The organism is Ramlibacter sp. PS4R-6 (genome assembly GCF_037572775.1).
GTDB lineage: Bacteria > Pseudomonadota > Gammaproteobacteria > Burkholderiales > Burkholderiaceae_C > Ramlibacter.
This window is the reverse complement of record NZ_JBBHKA010000001.1, coordinates 72,998-95,394: the sequence shown is the minus strand read 5'-3', so window position 1 is coordinate 95,394 and position 22,397 is coordinate 72,998. Positions and strand designations below refer to the sequence as shown.

21 protein-coding genes and 1 tRNA gene are annotated in these 22,397 nt (G+C 69.1%); 10 read left to right on the top strand and 12 right to left on the bottom strand.

The genetic code is table 11. The annotated features are described in order from the left end of the window. Positions 1–10: 10 nt before the first annotated feature. Genes rpoZ through WG903_RS00465 form a run of 3 tightly spaced genes read right to left on the bottom strand, consistent with a single transcriptional unit; the run spans position 11 to position 1,763 of the window. Positions 11–214: a DNA-directed RNA polymerase subunit omega gene (gene rpoZ, locus WG903_RS00475; protein WP_340072204.1), complete on the bottom strand. Its 204-nt coding sequence runs from the start codon at positions 212–214 to the stop codon at positions 11–13. Between the two features lie 13 nt (positions 215–227). Further along, complete coding sequence (gene gmk / locus WG903_RS00470) at positions 228–848, bottom strand: guanylate kinase (protein WP_340072203.1); 621 nt, start codon at positions 846–848, stop codon at positions 228–230. A gap of 12 nt (positions 849–860) precedes the next feature. After that, positions 861–1,763 carry a YicC/YloC family endoribonuclease gene (locus WG903_RS00465; protein WP_340072202.1) on the bottom strand — a complete coding sequence of 301 codons (903 nt, stop codon included), beginning with the start codon at positions 1,761–1,763 and terminating at the stop codon, positions 861–863. Between the two features lie 92 nt (positions 1,764–1,855). Here WG903_RS00465 and WG903_RS00460 point away from each other — a divergent pair, with 92 nt between their 5' ends. From WG903_RS00460 to WG903_RS00430, 7 genes are all read left to right on the top strand, one after another. Further along, positions 1,856–2,863 carry a serine/threonine protein kinase gene (locus WG903_RS00460; protein ID WP_340072201.1) on the top strand — a complete coding sequence of 336 codons (1,008 nt, stop codon included), beginning with the start codon at positions 1,856–1,858 and terminating at the stop codon, positions 2,861–2,863. Then, the gene (locus WG903_RS00455) at positions 2,864–3,778 is read left to right on the top strand and encodes a PP2C family protein-serine/threonine phosphatase (protein WP_340072200.1); all 915 of its coding nucleotides are present in this window, start codon (positions 2,864–2,866) and stop codon (positions 3,776–3,778) included. A gap of 58 nt (positions 3,779–3,836) precedes the next feature. Continuing rightward, positions 3,837–4,562, top strand: coding sequence for a ribonuclease PH (gene rph, locus WG903_RS00450; protein WP_340072199.1), 726 nt, complete (start codon positions 3,837–3,839; stop codon positions 4,560–4,562). A gap of 56 nt (positions 4,563–4,618) precedes the next feature. Beyond that, the gene (locus tag WG903_RS00445) at positions 4,619–5,164 is read left to right on the top strand and encodes a non-canonical purine NTP pyrophosphatase (protein ID WP_445263618.1); all 546 of its coding nucleotides are present in this window, start codon (positions 4,619–4,621) and stop codon (positions 5,162–5,164) included. Next, a complete protein-coding gene (hemW, locus tag WG903_RS00440; RefSeq protein ID WP_340072198.1) occupies positions 5,161–6,351 on the top strand; it encodes a radical SAM family heme chaperone HemW in 1,191 nt (396 codons plus the stop codon). Before WG903_RS00445 ends, hemW begins: the two co-directional genes overlap by 4 nt. A gap of 149 nt (positions 6,352–6,500) precedes the next feature. Further along, entirely contained in the window at positions 6,501–11,309 is a 4,809-nt protein-coding gene (locus tag WG903_RS00435) for an NAD-glutamate dehydrogenase (protein WP_340072197.1), read from the top strand. Positions 11,310–11,336: 27 nt separating this feature from the next. After that, positions 11,337–11,424: transfer RNA gene (locus WG903_RS00430), tRNA-Ser, on the top strand. Between the two features lies 1 nt (position 11,425). On the opposite strand, the gene WG903_RS00425 is transcribed toward WG903_RS00430, so the two are convergent. From WG903_RS00425 to WG903_RS00405, 5 genes are all read right to left on the bottom strand, one after another. After that, complete coding sequence (locus WG903_RS00425) at positions 11,426–12,100, bottom strand: GNAT family N-acetyltransferase (protein ID WP_340072196.1); 675 nt, start codon at positions 12,098–12,100, stop codon at positions 11,426–11,428. Positions 12,101–12,149: 49 nt separating this feature from the next. Beyond that, positions 12,150–13,361, bottom strand: a complete 1,212-nt coding sequence (locus tag WG903_RS00420) for a glycosyltransferase (RefSeq protein WP_340072195.1) — start codon at positions 13,359–13,361, stop codon at positions 12,150–12,152. 301 nt (positions 13,362–13,662) lie between these two features. Continuing rightward, entirely contained in the window at positions 13,663–13,890 is a 228-nt protein-coding gene (locus WG903_RS00415) for a hypothetical protein (RefSeq protein ID WP_340072194.1), read from the bottom strand. Between the two features lie 81 nt (positions 13,891–13,971). Next, a complete protein-coding gene (locus tag WG903_RS00410; RefSeq protein WP_340072193.1) occupies positions 13,972–15,165 on the bottom strand; it encodes a DUF4382 domain-containing protein in 1,194 nt (397 codons plus the stop codon). 217 nt (positions 15,166–15,382) lie between these two features. Further along, the gene (locus WG903_RS00405; protein WP_340072192.1) at positions 15,383–15,859 is read right to left on the bottom strand and encodes a hypothetical protein; all 477 of its coding nucleotides are present in this window, start codon (positions 15,857–15,859) and stop codon (positions 15,383–15,385) included. A 386-nt stretch (positions 15,860–16,245) separates the two neighbouring features. Here WG903_RS00405 and WG903_RS00400 point away from each other — a divergent pair, with 386 nt between their 5' ends. Further along, a complete protein-coding gene (locus tag WG903_RS00400; RefSeq protein WP_340072191.1) occupies positions 16,246–16,512 on the top strand; it encodes a GlsB/YeaQ/YmgE family stress response membrane protein in 267 nt (88 codons plus the stop codon). Positions 16,513–16,626: 114 nt separating this feature from the next. On the opposite strand, the gene WG903_RS00395 is transcribed toward WG903_RS00400, so the two are convergent. The 3 genes from WG903_RS00395 to puuE are packed head-to-tail and all read right to left on the bottom strand — an operon-like array spanning position 16,627 to position 20,565. Then, a complete protein-coding gene (locus tag WG903_RS00395; RefSeq protein ID WP_340072190.1) occupies positions 16,627–17,862 on the bottom strand; it encodes a M20 family metallopeptidase in 1,236 nt (411 codons plus the stop codon). Next, the gene (uraD, locus tag WG903_RS00390) at positions 17,859–19,628 is read right to left on the bottom strand and encodes a 2-oxo-4-hydroxy-4-carboxy-5-ureidoimidazoline decarboxylase (protein WP_340072189.1); all 1,770 of its coding nucleotides are present in this window, start codon (positions 19,626–19,628) and stop codon (positions 17,859–17,861) included. The genes WG903_RS00395 and uraD overlap by 4 nt, the downstream gene beginning before the upstream one ends. A gap of 1 nt (position 19,629) precedes the next feature. Further along, a complete protein-coding gene (puuE, locus tag WG903_RS00385; protein WP_340072188.1) occupies positions 19,630–20,565 on the bottom strand; it encodes an allantoinase PuuE in 936 nt (311 codons plus the stop codon). A 40-nt stretch (positions 20,566–20,605) separates the two neighbouring features. Here puuE and uraH point away from each other — a divergent pair, with 40 nt between their 5' ends. Next, entirely contained in the window at positions 20,606–20,959 is a 354-nt protein-coding gene (gene uraH / locus WG903_RS00380) for a hydroxyisourate hydrolase (protein WP_340072187.1), read from the top strand. On the opposite strand, the gene WG903_RS00375 is transcribed toward uraH, so the two are convergent. Then, positions 20,956–21,477, bottom strand: a complete 522-nt coding sequence (locus tag WG903_RS00375) for a hypothetical protein (protein ID WP_340072186.1) — start codon at positions 21,475–21,477, stop codon at positions 20,956–20,958. The two genes, uraH and WG903_RS00375, sit on opposite strands and share 4 nt — an antisense overlap. 130 nt (positions 21,478–21,607) lie before the next feature. Here WG903_RS00375 and xdhC point away from each other — a divergent pair, with 130 nt between their 5' ends. Next, positions 21,608–22,396: a xanthine dehydrogenase accessory protein XdhC gene (xdhC, locus tag WG903_RS00370; protein ID WP_340072185.1), complete on the top strand. Its 789-nt coding sequence runs from the start codon at positions 21,608–21,610 to the stop codon at positions 22,394–22,396. The last annotated feature ends 1 nt before the right edge of the window (position 22,397 follow it).

Below are 22,397 nucleotides of genomic sequence, written 5' to 3'. Positions count from 1 at the left end.
TTCGCTGTGCTCAGCCCGGCACCTTCTTCAACATCTCCAGGCCCACCTTGCCCTCGGCCACTTCGCGCAGGGCGGTGACGCCCGGCTTGTTCTTGGCTTCGATCTTCGGGGCGTGGCCCTGGCTCAGCATGCGGGCGCGGTAGGTCGCGGCCAGCACCAGTTGGAAACGGTTCGGGATCTTATCGAGGCAGTCTTCGACGGTGATGCGGGCCATGTCAACTTTCCGGTCAGGTGATGTGGAGGGCCTTGAACGTTTCGGCGCGGGCGCGGCGCTGGGCCGAGAACTTCAGGCGCTGGGCGTGGACGATCGCTTTGAGGTCAAAGAGCGCACGCTCAAATAACTCGTTGATTATAACGAAGTCGAATTCCCTTGCCTGTTGCATTTCGTCAGCGGCATTGGCCAGCCTGAGCTCGATGGTTTCGGGCGAATCCTCGCCCCGGCGCTCCAGGCGCGAGCGCAGCTCCTCCCAGCTGGGCGGCAGGATGAACACCAGCACGGCGTTCTCGAAGATGCGCTTGATCTGCATGGCCCCCTGGAAGTCGATCTCCAGGATGACGTCCGCGCCTTGGGCGATGCGCTCCTCGATCGCCTTCTTGGAGGTGCCGTAGCGGTGGCCGTGCACGTTGGCCCATTCGACGAAGGCGCTGTCCAGCACCATGCGGTCGAAGTCGGGGCCGCTCACGAAGTAGTACTCGCGGCCGTGCTTTTCCTGGCCGCGCGGCGGGCGCGTGGTGTGCGAAACGGAGGGCTGGACGTGCGAATCGAGCTCGAGCAGCGCCTTCACGAGGCTGGATTTGCCCGCCCCGCTGGGGGCCGCGACGACGAAGAGGTTCCCCGGGTAGTCCATGCCGGATTATCGCTATTCGATGTTCTGCACCTGCTCGCGCATCTGCTCGATGAGCACTTTCATGTCCACCGAGATGCGGGTCATCTCCAGCACGGCCGACTTCGAGCCCAGCGTGTTGGCCTCGCGGTGCAGCTCCTGGATCAGGAAATCCAGGCGCTTGCCGATCTCGCCGCCCTTCCTGACCAGGCTTTCGATCTCCTCGATGTGCGAGGCCAGGCGCGTGAGCTCCTCGGCCACGTCGATGCGGATCGCGAAGGCCGTCGCTTCCGACAGGGCGCGGTCTTGCGCCGCTTCGGGGATCGTGGTGCCCTCGGCGACGGCCATCGCCTCCTTCCAGCGTTCGAGGAAGCGCTGGCGCTGCTGCTCCACCAGCTGCGGCACGAGCGGCTTGGCCTGCCTGGCGAGTTCGCGCAGCTGCTTCAGGTGCGACAGCAGCATGGCGGCCAGGCGCGCGCCCTCGCGCTCGCGCGCGGCAGAAAGTTCGTCCAGGGCGTGCTTCGCGAGCTCCTGCACCTGGTCGCCCAGGTCCGAAGGCGGGGCCGATTCCGAACCCGACAGGCGCAGCACGTCGGCCACCGACAGCGGCTGCACGTCGGGCATCCACGAGCGCACGCTGTCCTGCAGCGTGGCCAGCCTTTGCAGCAGGCGCGGGCTGGGGTCGCGCACGGTGTCGCCGCCGGTCGACTCCAGCTGGGCGCGCACTTCCACCTTGCCGCGCTTGACTCGCGCCGCGACGAGTTCGCGCAGTTGCGGCTCGTACTGGCGCAGGTCCTCGGACAGGCGGAAAGCGAGGTCGAGGAAGCGGCTGTTGACCGTGCGGACCTCGATCCCCAGGCGTGTTGCAACGGCGCCCGTTTCGGCCGGCGCGGCACTTGCCTGCGCATTGGCGTAGCCGGTCATGCTGTAAACTGCCATCGAGGTCTTTCGGTGGGGTGTATCGGGCCGTTCTGGCCGTTGCGGGATTGCGATGATCACGGGTTGCCCCGCCTGACCCTACATTCTGGATCATGTCGAAGGTCAAACCCGCGCCGCTGCCGCCCGATACCGTGATCGGCGGCTACCGGATCGTCCGCAAGCTGTCCGCGGGCGGCTTCGGCGTGGTGTACCTGGCCGTGGACAACGAGGGCCAGCAGGTCGCGATCAAGGAGTACCTGCCCGCCTCGCTCGCCAACCGAGCCCCCGGCGAGCTGCTGCCGCAGGTGCAGCCCGAAAAACTCTCCCTCTACCGCCTGGGCCTCAAGAGCTTCTTCGAGGAAGGCCGCTCGCTCGCGCAGATCTCGCACGCCTCGGTGGTGAGCGTGCTCAACTTCTTCCGCGAGAACGAGACCGTCTACATGGTGATGAACTACCTGGAGGGCGCCACGCTCCAGGACTTCATCATCACCGCGCGCGAGCTGAAGAAGCAGAAGGTCTTCCGCGAGTCGACCATCCGCTCGCTCTTCGACGAGATCCTGCGCGGCCTGCGCATCGTGCACCAGCACAAGATGCTGCACCTGGACATCAAGCCGGCCAACATCTTCATCAGCGACGACAACAAGGCGGTGATGATCGACTTCGGCGCCGCGCGCGAAGTGCTGTCGAAGGAAGGCAATTTCATCCGGCCCATGTACACGCCGGGTTTCGCCGCGCCCGAGATGTACCGGCGCGATTCGTCGATGGGGCCGTGGACCGACATCTACGCCATCGGCGCGTGCATCTACGCCTGCATGCAGGGCTACCCCCCCAACGACGCGCCCCAACGGCTCGAGAAGGACCGGCTCGCACTGGCCCTGTCCCGCCTGCGCGGCATCTACTCCGACAACCTGATCGAGGTGGTGGAGTGGTGCATGTCGCTCGACCCGCTGTCGCGCCCGCAATCGGTCTTCGCGCTGCAGAAGGAATTGAGCCGCGAGGGCGAACGCCGCTACACCAAGCTGTCCGTGGGCGAGAAGATGCGCCTGCAGTTCGACAACATGGTGTCCGATACCAAGAAGACCATGACGCGCGCCACCAAGTTCGGCGCGAAGGCCAAGTAAGTGAAGTTCTCCGTCTTCCAGATCAGCCGCCGCGGGGGCCGCGAGAAGAACGAAGACCGCATGGGCTATTGCTACACGCGGGAGTCGGGCCTGTTCGTGCTGGCCGACGGCATGGGCGGCCACCCGGAGGGCGAAGTCGCCGCGCAGCTCGCGCTGCAGACCGTCTCGGCGCTGTTCCAGAAGGAAGCGCGCCCCATCGTGAACGACGTGTCGGAGTTCCTCTCCCTCGCGCTGATGGCCGCGCACCACCAGATCATCCGCTACGCCAGCGAGAAGGGCATGCTCGACACGCCGCGCACCACGCTGGTCGCGTGCGTGGTGCAGGGCACGTCGGCCACCTGGGTGCACTGCGGCGACTCGCGCCTGTACGTCGTGCGCAACGGCGAGCTGCTCACGCGCACGCGCGACCACTCGTACCTCGAGCAGCAGGCGGGCGTGGTGCCCGCCGGCGTGGTGCGCATGGACAAGATCAACCGCAACATCCTCTTCACCTGCCTGGGCTCGCCGACCAAGCCGGTGTTCGACGTGACGGGCCCGGTCACGCTGCAGCAGGGCGACAAGATCCTGCTGTGCTCCGACGGCCTGTGGGGCACGGTGCCCGAGAACGAGATCGTGCTGAACCTGTCGACGAAAGCCGTGGCCGAGGCCGTGCCCGACCTCGTCGAGGTGGCGCTGCGCAACGGCGGCGACCACAGCGACAACGTCACCGTGATCGCCTTCGAGTGGGAGACGCCCGACGCGTTCGAGTCCACGCACGGCGTGTCCACCGATTCCATCAGCGACGGCGTGTTCGCCTCCACCATCCAGGCCGGCGTGCTCGACACGCAGGTCGAGGACCTGGACGACGCCGCCATCGAGCGCTCCATCGCCGAGATCAACGAAGCGATCCGCAGGTCCGCCGCTCGAAAGAGTTGAACCAACACAAAACGTCGCCGCACTTGCGGCGCCGTCCTTCTTCAAGAGTCCTTCGTTCATGAGTTACCTCCGATCGGGCGGCCGCGCCGCCGACCAGCTTCGTCCCGTGCGCATCACGCGCGGCTACACCATCCACGCCGAAGGCTCGGTGCTCATCGAATTCGGCCACACCAAGGTGCTCTGCACCGCGTCGGTGGAAGAGAAGGTGCCCCCGCACAAGCGCGGCAGCGGCGAGGGCTGGGTGACGGCGGAGTACGGCATGCTGCCGCGCGCCACGCACACCCGCGGCGACCGCGAGGCGGCGCGCGGCAAGCAAAGCGGCCGCACGCAGGAGATCCAGCGCCTGATCGGCCGCTCGCTGCGCAACGTGTTCGACCTGAAGGCGCTGGGCGAGCGCACCATCCAGCTCGATTGCGACGTGCTGCAGGCCGACGGCGGCACCCGCACGGCGGCCATCACCGGCGCCTTCGTCGCGGCGCAGGACGCGGTCACCAAGCTGATGGCCGCGGGCAAGCTCGCCGCGTCGCCCATCCTGTCGCCCGTCGCCGCGATCTCGGTGGGCATCGTCGAAGGCACGCCGCTCCTGGACCTGGAGTACGTCGAGGACGTCGGCTGCGACACCGACATGAACGTCGTGATGACCGGCAAGGGCCACTACGTCGAGGTGCAAGGCACCGCCGAGGGCGCGGCGTTCACCCGCACCGAGATGGACGAGCTGCTGCGCCTGGCGGAAAAGGGCATCGGCGAGCTGGTCGAACTGCAGGCGCGCGCGCTGAAGCCGTGATCACGCGGATCATCCTGGCTTCCAACAACCCCGGGAAGCTGAAGGAACTGCAGGCGATGTTCGCGCCGCTGGGCATCCAGCTGGTCGCGCAGCAGGAGCTGGGCATCCCCGAGGCCGACGAGCCGCACCGCACCTTCGTCGAGAACGCGCTGGCCAAGGCGCGCCATGCCGCGCGCGAAGGCCAGCTGCCGGCGATCGCGGACGACGCGGGGCTGTGCATCGATGCGTTCGGCGGCCTGCCGGGTGTCGACACCGCGTACTACGCGACACAGTTCGGCTACGAGAAGGGCGACGCGAACAACGTGCGCGCGCTGCTGGAGCAGATGGCGAACGTGGCGAACCGCCGCGCGGCGCTGGTGAGCACGCTGGTGGCGATGCGCAGCGCCGATGATCCGGAGCCCCTCATCGCCGTGGGCCGCGCGGTTGGCGAGATCACGCGCGAGCCCGTCGGCGCCAACGGTTTCGGCTTCGATCCCGTGATGTTCATCCCCGAGTTCGGCAAGACGTTCGCGCAATTGCCGGTCGAAGTGAAGAACGCGAACAGCCACCGGGGAAAAGCGGCGAAACAGATGGTGGAGCTCATCCGCGACAATTGGCTGTGACCCCCACGGCCGACCTCGTCCAGACCTACCTGCGCCCCGGCACCCTGACGCTGGGCGCGCAGCCGCCGCTCGCGCTGTATGTCCACCTGCCGTGGTGCCTGCGCAAGTGCCCGTATTGCGACTTCAATTCGCACGAGGTGCAAGGCGAGATGCCCGAGCAGCGTTACCTCGATGCGCTCGTCGCCGACCTCGAAGCCTCGCTGCCGCTGGTGTGGGGCCGCGAGGTGCACAGCATCTTCATCGGCGGCGGCACGCCCAGCCTCTTCTCGCCGCGCGGCATCGACCGCCTGCTGTCGGACATCCGCGCGCGGCTGAAGCTCGCGCCCGATTGCGAGATCACGCTGGAGGCCAATCCCGGCACCTTCGAGAAGGACCGCTTCCGCTCGTTCCGCGATGCCGGCGTGACGCGCCTGTCGGTGGGCGTGCAAAGCTTCGACGACGCGCACCTGAAGGCGCTGGGCCGCGTGCACGACCGCGCGCAGGCCATCGCCGCGATCGAGGAAGCGCAGGTGGCGTTCGACACGTTCAACGTCGACCTGATGTACGCGCTGCCGGGGCAGGCGATGGGGCAGCTCGAAGCCGACCTCAACCAGGCCATCGCGCTGATGCCGCCGCACCTGTCGGTCTACCACCTGACCATCGAGCCGAACACGTACTTCGCCAAGTTCCCGCCGCGCGTGCCCAACGAGGACCTGGCCTACGCGATGCTCGATCGCATCACCGAGATGACAGCCGCCGCGGGCTATGGCCGCTACGAGGTGTCGGCGTACGCCAAGCAGGGCCACCGCTGCTGGCACAACGTGAACTACTGGGAGTTCGGCGACTACCTGGGCATAGGCGCCGGCGCGCACGGCAAGCTGAGCTTCCCGCACCGCATCGTGCGGCAGGTGAAGTACCGCGACCCGCGCCTGTACATGGAGAACGCGCTGGCCGGCAACGCGCTGGCGCAAAGCGACGAGGTGGCGCGCGAGCAATTGCCCTTCGAGTTCATGCTCAATGCGCTGCGCCTGCGCGAGGGCTTCGCGCTGCACCTGTTCACGGAGCGCACGGGCCTGCCGATCACCGCGATCCAGGGGCCCCTGCAGGAGGCCGAACAGCGCGGCCTCGTCGAACGCAGCCTCACGCACGTCAAGCCGACCGAGCGCGGCTTCGACTTCCTGTCGGACCTGCAGCAGCTGTTTCTCTAGGGGTTCCCGCCGGGTCATGCATTTTCGGCATGACCCCTCTCCCAACCGGCATTTGCGCCCGGCAGGGCGCGGTTCGAGAATGGCTGCCGCGGCGTGGATGTCACGAGCGTCCGTTGCCGACACGCAGACAAAACGAAGGGACAAAACCCATGAATGCCGCCACCCCGGCCCTGCACAACCGGGTCGACGCCGTGCTCTCGCTGGCCGCGTCCACCCTCGACGCCACGCGCCTGAAACAGGTGCAGGCCATCGCCCCCGAATACTTCCGCCGCGTCGCCGACGACATCGTCGAACGCATGCCCGAGGACCTGCTGGCCGCGCTGCTCGCGCACCTGCAGCTGGGCGCGGGCCGCAAGCGCGGCGAATTGAAGCTGCGCATCTTCAGCCCCTCGCAGGAGCAGGACGGCTGGACCTCGAAGCACTCCGTCATCCAGGTCGTCAACGACGACATGCCGTTCCTGGTCGATTCGACCAGCCTGGAGATCAACCGCCAGGCCCTGACGCTGCACCTGATCGCGCACCCGATCTTCGCGGTCGAGCGCGACGCGAATGGCGCGCTGCAGAACATCGCGACGCGCACCGACCTGCCGCAGTCCCCGCGCGAATCGTGGATGCACATCGAGATCGACCGCCTGGTCGACGACGAACAGCGCGAGGCGCTGGAAGCAGGCCTCCAGCGCGTGCTCGGCGACGTGCGCTGCGCGGTGCAGGACTGGAAGCCGATGCTGGCGCGCCTGGGCGTGACCATCGCCGAACTCGCGAACCCGCCGGCCACCGTGCCCGAAGCGGCCGTCGACGAAGCGCGTGCCTTCCTGCAGTGGCTGGCCGACGGCCACATGACGCTGCTCGGCTACCGCCAGCACGACCTGGTGCGCCAGGGCTCCGACGTCGTGCTGAAAGTCGTGCCCGGCAGCGGCCTGGGCCTGCTGCGCGAGAACGCGCAGGACAAGACCTCGGCCACGTTCTCGGCGCTGCCGCCGCAGGCGCGCGCCGTCGCCGCGGCCACGCTGCCGCTGGCGGTGGTCACCAAGTCGAACACGCGATCCACCGTGCACCGCGCCGGCTACACCGACTACGTCGGCGTCAAGCGCTACAACGACGCCGGCGAGGTGATCGGCGAGCACCGCTTCATCGGCCTGTTCACGTCGCAGGCCTACAGCTCGCGCGTGACGGAGATCCCGCTGCTGCGCGGCAAGGTGCAGCACGCGATCGACCGCGCCGGCTTCCCCCCCGGCGGCCACCTGCACAAGGCACTGGTGCACGTGCTGGAGACGTACCCGCGCGACGACCTGTTCCAGATCCCGGAAGAAGACCTGTACGACACCGCGCAGGGCATCGTGTCGCTGGGCGAGCGCCAGCGCCTGCGCCTCTTCGCGTGGAACGACCCGTTCGAGCGCTTCGTGTCGTGCCTGGTGTTCGTGCCGCGCGACGCGTACTCGACCGACCTGCGCATCAAGTTCCAGCGCATCCTGATGGCCGCCTTCAACGGCACGCACGCGGATTTCGACGTGTCGCTCACCGAGCAGGTGCTGGCGCGCATTCACATCACCGTGCGCACGACCCCGGGCCAGATCCCGCAGGTGGACGTGCGCGAGGTCGAGCGCCAGCTCGCCGCCGCGGCGCGCCGCTGGGAGGACGACCTGCGCGACGCGCTGATCGAAGGCGAGGGCGAAGGGGCGGGCCTCGCGCAATTCAAGCGCTGGTCGGCGGCCTTCCCGGTGGCCTACCGCGAGCGCTTCACCGCGCAGCAGGCAGTGCCCGACGTGCGCAAGCTGTCGTCGCTGTCGCCGCAATCGCCTTTTGCCCTCGCGCTGTACGAGCGCGACGGCGCCGACCCCGGCGCGCTCGGCCTGAAGGTCTATCGCCTCGGTGCGCCGCTGGTCCTCTCCGACAGCCTGCCCATGCTGGAGCACATGGGCCTGCGCGTGCTGGGCGAGGCCAGCTGGCGCATCACCGGCGCCGGCGGCGAAGCCATCGCGCTGAACGACTTCGAGCTGCAGGGCAAGCTCTCGGGCGAGATCGAGCATGCCGCGCTGGCGGCGCTGTTCGAGGAAGCCTTCGCGCGCGTGCTGCGCGGCGAGGTCGAGAGCGACGACTTCAACCGCCTCGTGCTGCTGGCCGGCCTCTCGGCCGAGGAAGTGGTGGTGCTGCGCGCCTACGCCAAGTACCTCAAGCAGATCGGCTTCGCGCAGTCGCAGGCCACCATCGCGACGACGCTCGCCACCTACCCGCGCATCGCGCGCATGCTGGTGCTGCTGTTCAAGCTGCGATTCGATCCCGAGAAGCGTGACGAGCAGGGCGCGGCCTCGCAGGTGCGCGCCATCGAGCAGGCGCTGGAGAAGGTGAGCAACCTCACCGACGACCGTGTGCTGCGCCAGCTGCTGGCGCTGGTGCAGGCCACGCTGCGCACCAACTACTGGCGCACCGGCAAGGGCCATTCCGGCGCCGCCGGCGTGCGCCGCCACTTCCTGTCGTTCAAGTTCGACTCCGCGAAGATCCCCGGCCTGCCCAAGCCGCTGCCGCTGTACGAGATCTTCGTGTACTCGCCGCGTTTCGAGGGCGTGCACCTGCGCGGCGGCAAGGTCGCGCGCGGCGGCCTGCGCTGGTCGGACCGTCCCGACGATTTCCGCACCGAGGTGCTGGGCCTCGTGAAGGCGCAGATGGTGAAGAACACGGTGATCGTGCCCGTCGGCTCCAAGGGCGGCTTCGTGCTGAAGAAGGCGCCGCCTGCCAGCGACCGCGACGCGTTCATGGCCGAAGGCATCGCCTGTTACCAGGACTACCTGCGCGGCTTGCTCGACCTCACCGACAACCTGGTCGGTGGCAAGGTGGTGCCGCCGCCGCACGTCGTGCGCGCCGACGGCGACGATCCCTACCTGGTGGTCGCGGCCGACAAGGGAACGGCTACCTTCTCCGACTACGCCAATGCCGTGAGCGCCGAGTACGGCCACTGGCTGGGCGACGCGTTCGCTTCGGGCGGCAGCGTCGGCTACGACCACAAGGCCATGGGCATCACGGCGCGCGGCGCGTGGGAGAGCGTCAAGCGCCACTTCCGCGAGCTGGGCATCGACACGCAGTCGACCGACTTCACCGTGGTCGGCATCGGCGACATGTCGGGCGACGTCTTCGGCAACGGCATGCTGCTGTCGAAGCACATCCAGCTCGTCGCCGCGTTCGACCACCGCCACATCTTCATCGACCCCAACCCCGACGCGGCGAAGTCCTTCGCGGAGCGCGAGCGCATGTTCAAGCTGCCGCGCTCGTCGTGGGCCGACTACGACACGAAACTGATCTCCGAAGGCGGCGGCATCTGGGCGCGCTCGGAGAAGTCGATCCCGCTGTCGCCGCAGGCGCGCCAGGTCCTCGGCATCCAGGCGGCGGCGCTCACGCCGCTCGAGCTGATCTCCGCGATCCTGAAAGCGCCGGTGGACCTGCTGTACAACGGCGGCATCGGCACCTACGTGAAGTCCACGCAGGAATCGAACGCCGACGTGGGCGACCGCGCCAACGACGGCCTGCGCGTCAACGGCAACCAGCTACGCGCCAAGGTGGTGGGCGAGGGCGGCAACCTCGGCTTCACGCAGCGCGGCCGCATCGAGGCGGCGCTGGCCGGCGTGCGCATCTACACCGACGCCATCGACAACTCGGCGGGCGTCGACACCTCGGACCATGAGGTCAACATCAAGATCCTGCTGGGACTGGTGGAGTCCGACGGCAAGCTCACCCTCGACCAGCGCAACGCGCTGCTGCCGACGATGACCGACGAGGTCGCGGCCCTGGTGCTGCGCGACAACTACTTCCAGACGCAGGCCCTGTCGGTCGGCAAGCGCATCGCCGCGGCGACGATCGACGAACACCAGCGCTTCATGCGCTTCCTGGAGAAGGAAGGGCGCCTGGACCGCGGCATCGAGTTCCTGCCGTCCGACGACGAGATCGCGCAGCGCAAGGCCAAGGGCCTGGGCCTCGCGACGCCGGAGCTGGCCGTGCTGCTGGCGTACAGCAAGATGTGGCTGTACGACGAACTCGTCGCCTCCGACCTGCCCGAGGACCCGTGGGTCGCGACGGCCTTGTCACGCTACTTCCCGAAGGCGCTGGCACAGAAGTTCGCGGCGTACGTCGAGAAGCACCCGCTCAAGCGCGAGATCATCGCCACGCACGTGCTGAACAGCATGGTCAACCGCGTCGGCCCGGCCTTCGTGTTCCAGCTGGCCGAGCAGACCGGCGCCACGCCGGCGAACGTCGTGCGCGGCTACCTGCTGACGCGCGAATCGTTCGGCAGCGTCCCCCTCTGGCAGGAAATCGAGGCGCTCGACAACAAGGTGCCCGACGAGGCGCAGGCGCAGATGATCCTCGAATGGCGCCGCCTGACGACGCGCGCCACGACCTGGTTCCTGCGCTCGCGGCGTCTCGCCGATTCGCTGGAGAAGGTCGTGCAACGCTTGGCGCCGTCGGTGGCCGCGCTCGAGAAGCGCCTGGCGCCCGAGGCGGCGAACCTGCCCAAGGTGGCCGCGTGGACGAGTGCCGGCGTCCCGGCGAAACTCGCGCAGCACGTGGGCAGCGCCGAGCGCCTGTACAGCGCGCTCGACGTGGCCGAGATCAGCGAGGGCGCGGGCAGCTCACTCGAGGTCACGGCCGACGTGCACTTCGGCGTGGGCGAGCGCCTGGGCCTGGAGACGCTGCGCCAGCAGATCGAGCTGCTACCGGCCGACAGCCACTGGCAGTCGCTGGCGAAGATCGCGCTGGCCGACGACCTGGCGGACCTGCACCGCTCCATCGCGCTCGACGCGGCCAAGGGCGGCAGCGGCAGCGCCGCCGACAAGCTGGAAGGCTGGGAAAAGCGCAACCCAATGGCCTTCGCGCGTGCGCGGCGCCTGGTGGGCGAACTCGGCGAGCTCACCGCGCCCGACCTGGCGATGTTCTCAGTGGCGCTGCGCGAGCTGCGCAACCTGGTCGACTAGGGCCCGGGCGTAGAATTGCCGCGCACCGGAAGCGTGGCAGAGTGGTCGATTGCACCGGTCTTGAAAACCGGCAACGGGCAACCGTTCGTGAGTTCGAATCTCACCGCTTCCGCCAGCTACAGCTTCGTCACCACGCGCACCGGCTGTTCCAGCCGCTCGGCGAAACCCATCTTGCGGTACAGCGCCCGCGCGCTTTCGTTGGCCTTCATCACGTGCAGGAAAGGCACCTGCCCGCGCGCGAGCTGGTCGCGCACGACGATCGCCACCAGGTCGCGCGCCCAGCCGCGGCCGCGGAAGTCGGGGTGCGTGCACACGCCGCTCACTTCGCGGAACTCCCCCGCATGCGCGCGCTCGCCCGTCATCGCGGCAAGGCGCCGGCCTTCGAACACGCCCCAGTAGTCACCGAGCTGCGGCGTGCGCGGGCCGAAGGGCCCGGGGTTGGTGAGGATCGCGAGCTCGTGCATCGCGGCGTGATGTTCGGGGCCCAGGCGCTGCGCCCGGCCGCGCACGTCAGCAGGCGGCGCCGGCGCGTTCCACACCATCTGGCACATCGCCGATTCGATGTCGATGCGCCAGCCTTGCGGCGCCGGGCCGGTCCAACCGCCCACATAAAACCGCTCGCCGCTGTCGCAGTGCGGCGCCACGGCGTCGAAATCCGGTGATGCGAGGTCGGGGAATCCCAGCAGCGGCGAGAAGCCGCGCGCATAGCGCTTCGCACGGTCCCCACCGGCCGCGAAGTGCGCCTGCTCGCCGGTGAGCGCGTGCCAGAAGACGTTGTCCAGGGTGTGCATCCCGCAACGGTAATGCACACCGCGGGCCCGCGGCAAGCCGGGGCAGTGTTCAGCCTGCTGCGGCCGCGCGTTGCGCGCCCGAGTCGACGCGCGGCAGCGGCATGGCCGGCATGTCGATGGGCCGGGACTGCGGAGTGGCGATCTGCGCGCCTGCGCCGACCAATTCGTCGGCCTGCGCGATCAGTTCCGCGATCGCACCGGCGGTGCCGTCCCACGACGTGCGCGCCGCGATCGCCTTCAGCTCGCGCGCATGCCGCTCCTGCTCCTCGCGCGGGCGGGCCAGCAGCATCTCGATATCGGCGATGAAGCCTTCGGGCGTGTCGGCGATGCGCAGCACGTGGCCGTAGGGCTCGACGATGTCGCGGATGGACGTGCTCACCGCCGGCCGTCCGCACGCCATGTACTCCAGCGTCTTGTTGGGGCTGATGCTGCGCGTCGCCTCATTGAGCGCGAAGGGCATCAGGCACACGTCCCAGCCCTTGATGAACTTGGGCAGGTCGTCCCAGCTTTGCGGGCCCAGCCAGTGGATGTTGTCGGGGCGCGGCAGCGCCGCGGCGTCGATCCCCGCCAGCGGCCCGACCATGACGAAGTTCCATTCGGGGCGCGCCTTCGCGATGGCATCGAGCAGGACGAGGTTGATGCGCCGGTCGATCACGCCGCTGTAGCCGATGCGCGGGCGCGGGATGTCGGCGTGCAGCGGGTGCTCGCCCCCGATGCGCTCGAAGTGCGCCGCGTCGACGCTGCCGGGGAAGCAATGCACGTCGGGGTGGCGGCTGCGCTTGGCCTTGTGGATGCTGGGCCCGCCGGTGAACACCAGGTCGGCCACCTTGAAGAGCGCGTTCTCGCGCTGCACCAGCTGCCCCGGCGCGTCGCGCAGGTGCGAGAGCTCGTCCATGCAGTCGTAGACGATGCCGCGCGGCCGCAGCTCGCCCGCCAGCGGCAGTGCCATGGGCGTGTAGAACCAGAGCCACGCGTCGCGGATGCCGCGTTCGCGCACCGCGTCTGCGACGAGCTGCTTCAGCACGGGCAGGTGCTCGTCGTGGAAGCCTTCGGCGGCGCCGGTCACGTGAGGCCGCCATACCTGCACGCCGGCGGCGGGCTCGAACACCTCGAGCCGGTCGGCGTCGCTGCCCGGCACGGGTTCCTCGACGTACACGACGGGCCAGCGCCGGGCCAGGCGCGTCAGCAGGTGCTGCGGCCGCTGGTAGAAGCCGCTCCAGCGGCGATGGGAGAAGACGACCAGGGATTGGAGGACGGGCATTCGTGCGTTCGGTGCGGGGCGGCTGCCATTTTGGAAGCCCCGGCGGGAGCGCGTGTGTCGGACGCGGGCGCGTTCCGACAGCGGTGCGCGGCGGTCCCTGCGCGGCTGTCAGCCCCGGGCCTACCGGAATTGGGCGCGAGTTCGCTCAGGGCATGCGCCGCGCGGGTCCTAGCCTTGGAACATCGTCAACTTACCGGAGTTCAAAAATGCCTGTCATCCTCTGGCTTCTGGGCGTGCCGCTGACCCTCGTGATCCTGCTGATGCTGTTTCACGTGATCTGACGCACCGACCCCCCGCGAGGTCACGGCTTGCGCCGGGCCTCTTCGAGCTGCTCGAGGTTGCGCCCCGACAGCTCGCCGCGGTTCCCCTCGGCCACATGCGTGCCGCCGTCGGGAGCCGCGGCTTCTTCCGGGCCCTGGTTGCCGTAGGGCTGCCGGCCGGAGCCGCCTTCCCAGGTCACTTCGGTGCGCGGGCCCTGCCGCGCTTTTCCGCTTTCATCGCCCTTGACCGGGCCGTCACTGTCCACCATGAGCATCTCCTTCGCGGGCACTAGCGTATAGCGCTGTGCTGGACGGTCTGTAGGACAGGGCCGCATGTGCGCGGCAGCCGATCAGTAGGCGAAGTCCACCGTCACCGCACCGGATGTGCTGACGTCGGCGGGCTTGACCACCGTTGCGCGCCCGGGCGCGGTGCTTTCGATCGAGTACTTGCCCGCGACGGCGGCGTCGGCCGCGAACGTGAGGGTCGTTCCGCCGAAGGTCGCCTTCACCGGAGCCGCCATCGGCAGGCGCAGGACGTAGCCCCCGGTCGTCGCATCGGCGTTCTGGCGCGCCACTTCGATCACCGGGCCGCCGGTCAGCGACTGCGTGGCGCGCAGCGTCGCGTCGGTCACCGGTGACGTCGTGGCCGGCGTCCCGGAAGTCGCCGTCACTGTGCCGGACACGTTGGCCATGGCCGAGGTGGGCAGCGTGATGGGCGTGGTGCTCAGCACGGTGTTCGTGCTGCCTGCGGGGACGTTGGCGATGACGCCGGTGGCGTGCGCATCGGATGTGATCACCAGCGTGTATGTGCCCGCCTGCAGGAACGGCAGGCTGAAGTTGCCCGCGGCGTCGGGCGCGGTGGAGCGCACCGTCACGCCGTTCTGCTGCGCGGAGATCGTCGTGGCGGCGGGCACCAGGGAGGTGGCGAGCGAACCCTGGATCGCGCTGCCGATGCGCGGCACCACGGACACCACGGGCTTGAGGTTGTACTGGCCGGAGTTGCCGGCCTTCACCACGGAACGGCAGGCGTCGAAGTCGAGCACCAGGTCGGCCATCTGGCCCGCCGCGACGTCGACGTTGGCTTGCAGCTTCAGGCCGCTTTGCTGGCCGCTCGGGGTCGACAGCGGCACCACGGCGCCGCCCGTCGGCTGGACCGCGTTCGCGGGCGTCGCCGCGCCGGCGGTGTTGGCGGCAAGCACGAGCCGCACCTGTGAGTAGTGCCCGGGGGCGAGCGGTGTCGACCCCAGCTCCTCGAGCACGCCGTTCGTCAGCGTGAGCAGGTCGACGCGCCGCGCCGGCGTGACCGCCAGTTCCGTCCACCCGGCATCGGCGTCCGCGGCGCTGCCGCTGGTGTGCACGCGCACCTTCTCGACCGTGACCCACACATGGTCGTAGCCGCATGCCGGTGCGTCGGTGATCGCGAATCGCATGGTGGCTTCGGCATTCGAGGGCGAACCGCCGCCCCCGCCGCACGCGACCATCGCCGCTGCGACGACGCTGCTCCACACCCCCAGGCCGATCCATTGCAGCTTGCCCGATGCCATTCGCGATCCTTCCAAATGCTTGTTGCTGAGGCAGCGATGGTGTGAGCAATGCACGGGTGGCTCGTCAGCAAGTGTTGCCGGGAGGACGCGCAATGCGCTTTCGCATGCCGCCTGCTTACGGGTGACACAGCCCGCAACAAAGAAGCCCCGGATACGGCGCGCAAAAAAAGCGGGCCGAAGCCCGCAATCTCTCCCTGATGTCCTTCGTGTGGTGTTCTTACTTCTGCACCGGCACCAGCACGACCGGGTCGGACGTCTTGGCGTCCACCGTGATCGAGCCCTGGCCGGGGGGCATGACGACCGTTTCCACTTCGCGGATCACGCCGCCGCCGGCCACGCTCCCGGACACCGTCCCGTACCCCATCATCCGGGCCTCGCATGCCGCGCGGTCTTCGCCGGTCAGCACGCCGCAGCGCGCACGCGCGTTGGCCTGGTAATTCGTGCCCGCATCGAGCACGCCGCGCTGCTTGTCGGCTTGCGCGTTGCGCGCTTCCTTCAGGCAGTCGGCCTGGGCCTGGCCGGTCTGGCCCTGCATGCACGCGTGAATCTCGCTGCGGTAGTTGCCGCTGGTATCGAGCTGCGTGCCGCCCTGGGCCACCGCGACCTGCGCCACCGCGGCCGTCAAGGCCAGGAGCGCCGCCGCGCCGAAAGAGGCGAGGCTTTTGCGCGAGAACCGCTTGTCCTGTTTTCTCATCGTGTGCTCCTGCGATGCATTTCTTCGATGCAAGCAGTCTGGCGCACGGGGCAGCCCGGCCATGACGGAAGACGCACCGCATCGGCGGCGGCGCACGGCGACCGCAACCGTAGGACTCCCGCTTGCAGGCGCAGGACGACGCGGCGGGTCGTGACGCAGTTCGCGCCATGCCGGAAGTGGGCGCTCAGCCCGTCCTTGCGGTAAGGGCCGTCCGACGCCGCCATGCGCCGGGCGCGCACGCTGAGCCTTGAGGGGTGACTACGCTGCGGCCCCACCCCCCATTCCATATTGCGTTCACCGGCCGTCCTAAGCGGCGGGAGGTGGTCGGACCAAAGAGGGCCGGCCCGCTGTCAACAACAGCCGTTCGCGGCATAGGAGTTAGCAACATGAACTTCATCATCTGGTTGATCGTCGGGGGTATCGTCGGCTGGCTCGCCAGCCTGGTCATGCGGACCGACGGCCAGCAGGGCATCCTGCTGAACGTCATCGTGGGTATCGTCGGCGCCTTCATCGGCGGCTGGCTGATCTCCCCGCTCGTGGGCACGGGCACCATCAACGACGGGTTCTCCATCGGCTCGTTCGTGGTCTCGCTGATCGGCGCCATCATCCTGCTGGCGATCGTCAACCTGTTCCGCCGCGGTCGCGTCCGCTAAGCGAAACGGGTACCAGGCAATCGGCCTCACGGGGCCTTTTGCCATTTCCGCGCCCGCCCCAAGGCAAGGCGCGCCGGCCCTCGACACCCCGCAGTGCGCAAGCCTGCGGGGTTTTTATTGCGCCAGCAGGTCGTGCAGCGTGCGCGCGATGACCTTGGTCGCGCGGCGCAGGTCCTCGAGTTCCACCCGCTCGTCGGCGCGCTTGGCGTGCGACTCGAGCACCGTGCGCGGCCCCGCGCCGTAGATCACGCCGGGGATGCCGGCTTCGGCATAGAGCCGCACGTCGGTGTACAGCGGCGTGCCCATGGCGGGGATGGCTTCGCCGAACACCTGCGCGCCGTGCTTCTGGATCGCCTCCACCAGCGGCGCATTGCCGGGCAGCGGCTTCATCGCATGCGCGAGCAGCAGGCGCCGGGTTTCCACCGTGATGCCGGGCGAGAGCGCCGCGGCGTCGTCGATCGCGCGGCGCACGGACTCCTCCACGCCCTTCGGGTTCTCCTCGGGGATCATGCGGCGGTCCAGGCGGAAGGTGACCTTGCCCGGCACGACATTGGTGTTCGTGCCGCCCTCGATGCGGCCCACGTTCAGGTAGGGGTGCGTGATGCCGGGCACCTGCGAGTGCACGTGGCGGTAGTTCTCGTTCAGCGCGTACAGCGCGTTCAGGATGCGCACCGCGCCCTGCAAGGCGTCGACGCCGGTGTGCGGCACGGCCGCGTGCGCCATGCGCCCGTGGACGGTCACCTCCATCTGCAGGCAGCCGTTGTGCGCCGTCACCACCTGGTAGCTGAAGCCGGCCGCGATCAGCAGGTCGGGCTTCACGATGCCCTCGCGCAACAGCCAGCCGGGGCCGAGTTCGCCGCCGAATTCCTCGTCGTAGGTGAAGTGCAGCTCCACGCCGCCCTTGAGCGGCGCGCCCAGCGCCTCGAGTGCGCGCACCGCGAAGGCGTAGGTGGCGAAATCGCTCTTGCTCACCGCCGATGCGCGCCCGTACAGCTTGCCGCCGGCGACTTCGGCGCCGTACGGGTCGTGCGTCCAGCCCTCGCCGGGCGGCACCACGTCGCCGTGCGCGTTCAGCGCGACGACGGGGCCCGAGCCCTTCGGGCCGTAGGGGCGCCGCACGACCAGGTTGGTGATCGACTGCATGCCTTGTGCGCGCACGTCCTGCGCGGGGACGGGGTGCTTCTCGGCCTGGAAGCCGAAGGCGGCGAGCAGGTCGGCGGTGCGGTTCGCGTGCGGCGCGTTGTTGCCGGGCGGCGTGTCGGTGGGCACGCGCACCAGCTCCTGCAGGAAGCGCACCTCCTCGTCGAAGTGCGCGTCGACCCAGGCGTCGAGATCCTCGTAGGCGCTCATGCCGCGCCTTCCAGCAGCTGCATGAAGGCGTCGACGGCGAGCTGGATGTCGTCGCTGGTGGTGCTCTCCAGCGGGTTGTGGCTGATGCCCGAGTTCTGCCCGCGCACGAACAGCATGGCCTGCGGCATCACCTCGTGCAGTTTCATCGCGTCGTGCCCCGCGCCGCTGGGCATGCGGTGCAGCGGCACGCCGAGCGCATCCACGGCCTTCTCCCAGCGCGCCTGCCACGCAGGCGCGCTGGGCGCGGCCGCTGCGCGCATGGTCTGCTCGCAGGTGAAATGCACGCCGCGCTTCGCGGCGATCGCCGTCATCCGTTCCATCACGTCCTTCGTCAATGCATCGCGCTGCGCATCGGTGGGCGCGCGCAGGTCCAGGCTGAAAAGGCAACGGCCCGGGATCACGTTGATCGATCCGCCCGGCACGTTCAGCATGCCGATCGTGCCCACGGAGTCGCCGTCTTGCGCGGCGCGCTCCTCGATGAACAGCGCCAGTTCGGCCACGGCCGCCGCCGCATCGCGCCGGCGGTCCATGGGCGTGGTGCCGGCATGGCTGGCCATGCCCTGCGCCTCGCACTGGTAGCGCACGCCGCCGTTGATCGAGGTGACGATGCCCAGCGGCAGGTTCATCTCGTTCAGCACCGGCCCCTGCTCGATGTGCACCTCGACGAACGCGAGGTAGGCCGCGGGATCGCGGCGCAGCGCGGCGATTGCCTCCACGGTCGCGGGCAGGCCGGCCGCGCGCATCGCGTCGCGCATGGAGACGCCGTCGGCGTCGCGCTGCTCCAGCCAAGCCGCGTCGAACTGGCCGACCAGCGCGCCCGAGCCGAGGAAGGTGGCCTTGTAGCGCTGGCCTTCCTCCTCGGCGAAGCCGATCACCTCGAAGGCGAAGGACAGGCGACGCTTCGTGCGGGCGAGCTCGCGCACGCACGCCATCGGCACGTAAATGCCCAGGCGCCCGTCGTACTTGCCGCCGTTGCGCACCGTGTCGTAGTGCGATCCCGTCAGGAGAGCCTTCGCTCCCGCCGTCGCGCCGTGGTACCTGCCCACGACGTTGCCGACCGCGTCGATCGCCACCTCGTCGAAGCCGCATTCCTTCATGTCGGCCACGATGCGCGCCGACGCGGCGCGGTGCGCGTCGGTGAGGTAGGTGACCGTGAGCTGCCCTTGCTCCTTGAACCCCGGGTCGCTGAACTGCGCCAGCGCCTCGAGCTTGTCCCACACGAATCGGCCTTGCGCGGGTTCGGCGCCGAAGCGGTCGTCCAGGCGCAGCTCGGCGATGCGGTGCACGTTGCGCAGGCCCTCGGCGAGCTCGAAGCCGCGCGGGTTGGCCAGGCGCCGCTCGAAGGTGGCGATGATCTCGGCGCGCGAAAGGCCCGTGCCGCGCGGCCCGCGCACCGCGAGAATGAAGGGGAAGCCGAACTTCGCGTTGTAGTCGCGGTTGAGCGCTTGCAGCCGGTCGAACTCCTCGCGCGTGCAGTGCGCGAGGCCCGCCGTGCCTTGTTCGCTGGTCGATTCCGTTGTCAGCGTGCCCGCGACCATCGCCTTGCCCGCGAGCTCCGGGTGGGCGCGCAGCAGGGCGAGCTGCTGCTCCTCGCCCGCCTCGTCCACGGCTCGCGCGAGCGCGTGCTTCAGGTGCGCGAGCGAACGGAAAGGGCGCTGCGCAAGCGCGCGCTGCGCGACCCACGGCGAATGCTCGTAGATGCCTTCGAGCAGGCGCGCGGCTTCCGCGGGGGGCGCGGCGTTCAGCGGGTCGATCGTCGCGGCCATCTCACTCCTCGTACGGGTGCACGGCCTTCCAGTGCCGCGCGATGTCGATGCGACGGCACACCCACACGCGGTCGTGCGCGTCGATGTGGTCCAGGAAGCGCTGCAGCGCCACGATGCGGCCCGGCCGCCCGAGCAGGCGGCAGTGCATGCCCACGCTCATCATCTTCGGGCTCTCCTCGCCCTCGGCGTAGAGCGCGTCGAAGGTGTCGCGCAGGTAGGTGAAGAAGTCGTCGGCCTGCGCGAAGCCCTGGGGCAGCGCGAAGCGCATGTCGTTGGCGTCCAGCGTGTAAGGCACGACCAGGTGCGGCACGACCTTGCCGTCGGTGCGCCGCACCTTCATCCAGAAGGGCAGGTCGTCGCCGTAGTAATCGCTGTCGTAGGCGAAGCCGCCTTCGTCCACGACGAGGCGGCGCGTGTTGGGGCTGTCGCGGCCGGTGTACCAGCCCAGCGGCCGCTCGCCGGTAAGCTTTTCGATGGCCTCGATGGCCAGGCGCATGTGCTCGCGCTCCGTCGTTTCGGCCACGTCCTGGTAGTGGATCCAGCGCCAGCCGTGCGAGGCGATCTCGTGCCCGAGCTCGACGAATGCGGCCGTGACGTCCGGCGTGCGCTGCAGCGCCATGCCGACGCCGAACACCGTCAGCGGCAGGCGGCGCTTCTCGAACTCGCGCACGATGCGCCACACGCCCGCGCGCGAGCCGTACTCGTAGATGCCTTCCATCGACAGGTGGCGCGCGGCGAAGCTGGGCGGGTTGGCCATCTCGGAGAGGAACTGCTCCGAGCCGGCGTCGCCGTGCAGCACCGAGTTCTCGGCGCCTTCCTCGTAGTTCAGGACGAACTGCACCGCGACGCGCGCCGCGCCCGGCCAGCGGGCGTGCGGGGGCGTGCGGCCGTAGCCCGCGAGGTCGCGCGGGTAGGACGCGGTGCTGTCGTAGTTCATACTCCGGCCATCCCCTTGTCGATTACGAAAAGGATGGTACATGGGCCTGAGCACGCATGTCCTCGACACGATGCACGGCTGCCCCGCGCGCGGCATGGGCGTGGCGCTCTATAGGACGAAAGGCCCCGACACCACGCTCGTGAAGCGCTTCGTCCTGGACGACGACGGCCGCAGCGCCGAAGGGCCGCTGATCGAGGCCGCGGCGCTGGAGAAGGGGACGTACCGGCTGGTGTTCGACGTGGCGGCCTACTTCCGCTCACGCGGGGTGGCCTTGCCGCAGCCGCCCTTCCTGGACGTCGTGGCGCTGGACTTCGGCATCGCCGACCCGGCGCAGCACTACCACGTGCCGCTGCTGGTGAGCCCGTGGTCGTACTCGACCTACCGGGGCTCCTAGAGTTGGCCTTCGGTCAGCGTGTCCAGCTGGAAGCGGCCGCTCTTGTGCCACAGCCAGGTGTCGGTGTACGTGACACGGCCCATGTTGGCCGGCACCGGGAAAGGCGCGGCCGCGCGCACGGTGCGCTCGATCTCGGCGACCACTTCCGGCGCGTGCGAGGGCGCGCGCATCCAGTTCAGCGCGCGCACGTTGCCGCGGCCATCCACTTCCACCTGCAGGACGCCGATGGCGTACAGCAGCGGGGGCAGCTTGCCCTTGTAGATGCGGTCCGTGTTGCGGGCGTAGATGTGCGAGGCGGCATCGGCGCGGTACGCGCGCGGGTTCGGGGCATGCGAGACGGTCGTGTGCGCGTGGCCGGAGGGCTGTGCCTGCACCGGAGCGACGGCGACCTCGCCGGACGACTGCTGCACCGGCGCGGGCTGCGGGGCGCGTGCGACGGGGGCGGGCGAGGAGCACGCAGCCAGCAAGGCTGCGACGGCGCCGGATGCGGCGAGGGCCAGGTGGGATCGGTACTTCATCGATGTCTCCATGGGCGCGTAGAAATGGATGCGCTCGAGCGAATTGAAAAGGATATTGTTGAGCTTGGCGATGGGCGTTACCTTTTGAGATCGCCGTTAGTTGTTGGGAACGTAATCCGCCGTCCAACGCATGAAAGTTGTCACGAACCGCTACTTCGATGAGCAAGTGGTGCTGGTAACAGTGCACCAGGTGCGCGGGTCCGCGCCCCGCGAGGAGGGCGCGTGGATGCTCGTGTCCGGGCAGGGCATCGAAGGCACGGTGGGCGGCGGCCACATGGAACTCGAAGCGATCGCGCAGGCCCGATCGATGCTCGGCGGCGGTGAGCGCGAAGCGCAACGCGAATGGAAGCTCGGGCCGAGCCTGGGGCAGTGCTGCGGCGGGACGATGCAATTGCATTTCGAGCGCATCGCCGATGCCGCGTCGCTGCCAGCGCGCCTCGCACCGCGGCGAGCGCCGCTGGCGCTGTTCGGTGGCGGCCATGTCGGCCGCGCGATCGTCGATGCGTTCGCGCCTTTGCCTTTCGACGTGACGTGGATCGACAGCCGCGACGGGATCTTCCCGGAACGCGTGCCCGCCAACGTGCAGTGCGAGCACTCGGAGCCGGTGCAGGCGGCCGTGCCGCAGCTCGCCGCGCATTCACGCGTGTTCGTCATGAGCTTCAGCCATGCGGAGGACCTCGACGTCGTCGCCGCGTGCCTCAAGCGACTGCGCGAGCGCAGCGACCTGCCGTACGTGGGCCTGATCGGCAGCGCGACCAAGTGGGCCACCTTCCGCCACCGGCTCGAGCAGCGCGGCTTCACGGATGCCGAACTCGCGCGCATCACGTGCCCGATCGGCATCCCCGGCATCGACGGCAAGCAACCCGAAGTGATCGCCGCCAGCGCCGCCGCGCAGGTGCTGCAACTCGCGCCCCCCTGAC